The organism is Streptomyces sp. NPDC055078, assembly GCF_053607985.1.
In genome coordinates this window covers 1-2,055 of sequence record NZ_JBSGUP010000990.1, presented here as the reverse complement: position 1 = coordinate 2,055, position 2,055 = coordinate 1, and the positions used below count along the sequence as shown (strand labels likewise).

The following is a 2,055-nucleotide window of genomic DNA, read 5'->3' as shown; positions in this document are numbered from 1 at the left end:
AAACACCCCCCCTCTGGCGCCGCGGGCAGGAACCCGGGCACACCCCGCCCCGCGGGCTTTTGGGGCCCGGGGGCCCGGGGGCGGAGCCCCGCAAGGGACCCGCGCCCGGGCACCCCGCGGCCAGCCGCCCCCCGCCGCATACCCTGGCCCCGTGCCGATCACCGTTCTCCTCGTCGACGACGAACCCCTCGTACGCGCCGGACTGCGCGCCGTCCTGGAGGCGCAGCCGGACATCGAGGTGGTCGGTGAGGCCGCCGACGGCGCGGCCGTGATCCCGCTGGTGCGGCGGCTGCGGCCCGCCGTGGTCGCCATGGACGTCCGGATGCCACTGCTCGACGGCATCGAGGCGACCCGCGCGGTCCTGCGGACCGTCGACGACCCACCGAAGATCCTGGTGGTCACGACGTTCGAGAACGACGAGTACGTCTACGAGGCCCTGCGCGCCGGAGCCGACGGCTTTCTGCTCAAGCGGGCACGCCCTGCGGAGATCGTGCACGCGGTGCGGCTGGTCGCGGAGGGCGAGTCGCTCCTCTTCCCGGCGGCGGTACGGTCCCTGGCCGCCGAGTACGGCACCAGTGCCGCGCGGGCGGCGATGGAGCGGGCCGCGCTGACCGAGCGGGAGGCGGCGGTGCTGCGCCTGATGGCGCGGGGGCTGTCCAACGCGGAGATCGCGGGGCGCCTCGTCGTCGGCACGGAGACGGTGAAGACGCATGTGAGCGCGGTGCTGGCGAAGCTGGGCGCGCGGGACCGTACACAGGCCGTGATCGCGGCGTACGAGTCGGGGTTCGTCGCACCCACGTGAAGCGCGGGCGCCCGAAACAACAGGAGGCGTCCCGAAACAACAGGAGGCGCCCGAAACGACAGGGGGCGCCTGAAACAACAGGTGGCGGGCCGCACCGGAGCACGGGCTGCCGGGGAGCCCATGGGTGCGCGCGGCGGCGGGAGCATGAGGCGTATCACCCTGGACAGCACCGGTGACCGCCGGGTAACTTAGCCGGAGGGCCTGAGCAAGCGCTTAGCCAGCATTCCGTCACTGTCAGCACCTGATGCACCGGAGGAGGCGTTCGTGCGCCGCAGCGTTTACGACGAGGACCACGAGGCGTTCCGGGAGACCATCCGCGCCTTCATCCAGGCCGAGGTCGTCCCGGTCTACGACGAGTGGTACGCGGCCGGCCAGGCGCCACGCGACTTCTACCACGCCCTCGGTGAGCTGGGCGTCTTCGGTATCGAGGTCCCGGAGGAGTACGGCGGCGCGGGCGAGGAGTCCTTCAAGTTCCAGGCGATCATCTCGGAGGAGACCGCCCGCGCGGGTGTCTCGTTCGGCGGCTCCGGCGTCCATGTCGCGCTCTGCCTCCCGTACCTCATGGCCTACGGCTCCGAGGAGCAGAAGAAGCGCTGGCTGCCCGACTTCGTCTCCGGCGCGGCCATGTACGCCATCGCGATGACCGAGCCCGGCACCGGCTCGGACCTGGCGGGCATGAAGAGCACCGCGAGGCTCTCCGACGACGGCTCGCACTACGTCCTCAACGGCGCGAAGACCTTCATCACCGGCGGGGTGCACGCCGACCGCGTCATCGTCTGCGCCCGTACGGCCCCCGCGACGCCCGAGGACCGCCGCCACGGCATCTCGCTCTTCGTCGTGGACACGAAGGCCGAGGGGTACGCGGTCGGCCGCAAGCTCGACAAGCTGGGGCTGCGGACCTCCGACACCGCGGAGCTGTCGTTCACCGATGTCAGGGTCCCGGCCGACGATCTCCTCGGCGAGGAGAACAAGGGCTTCTCCTACCTCGGCCAGAATCTGCCGCAGGAGCGGCTGGCCATCGCGGTGGGCGCGTACGCCCAGGCCACGGCGGCGATCCGGTTCACCCAGGAGTACGTCCAGCAGCGCACGGTCTTCGGCAAGGCCGTCGCCTCGTTCCAGAACACCAAGTTCGAACTCGCCGCCTGCAAGGCCGAGGTCGACGCGGCCGAGGCGGTCGTCGACCGGGCCCTGGAGGCCCATGACGCGGGCGAGCTGACGGCGGCCGAGGCCGCGTCCGCGAAGCTGTTCTGCAC

At 71.8% G+C, this 2,055-nt stretch carries 2 protein-coding genes; both read left to right on the top strand.

The window, feature by feature from the left end; translation table 11 throughout:
- The first annotated feature begins 151 nt into the window (after positions 1–151).
- Positions 152–802 (top strand): response regulator, encoded by a 651-nt coding sequence (locus tag ACWF94_RS39455; RefSeq protein WP_453499950.1) that lies wholly within the window; start codon positions 152–154, stop codon positions 800–802.
- 264 nt (positions 803–1,066) lie between these two features.
- On the top strand, positions 1,067–2,055 hold a 989-nt coding region (locus tag ACWF94_RS39450; RefSeq protein ID WP_453499948.1), incomplete at its 3' end, for an acyl-CoA dehydrogenase family protein.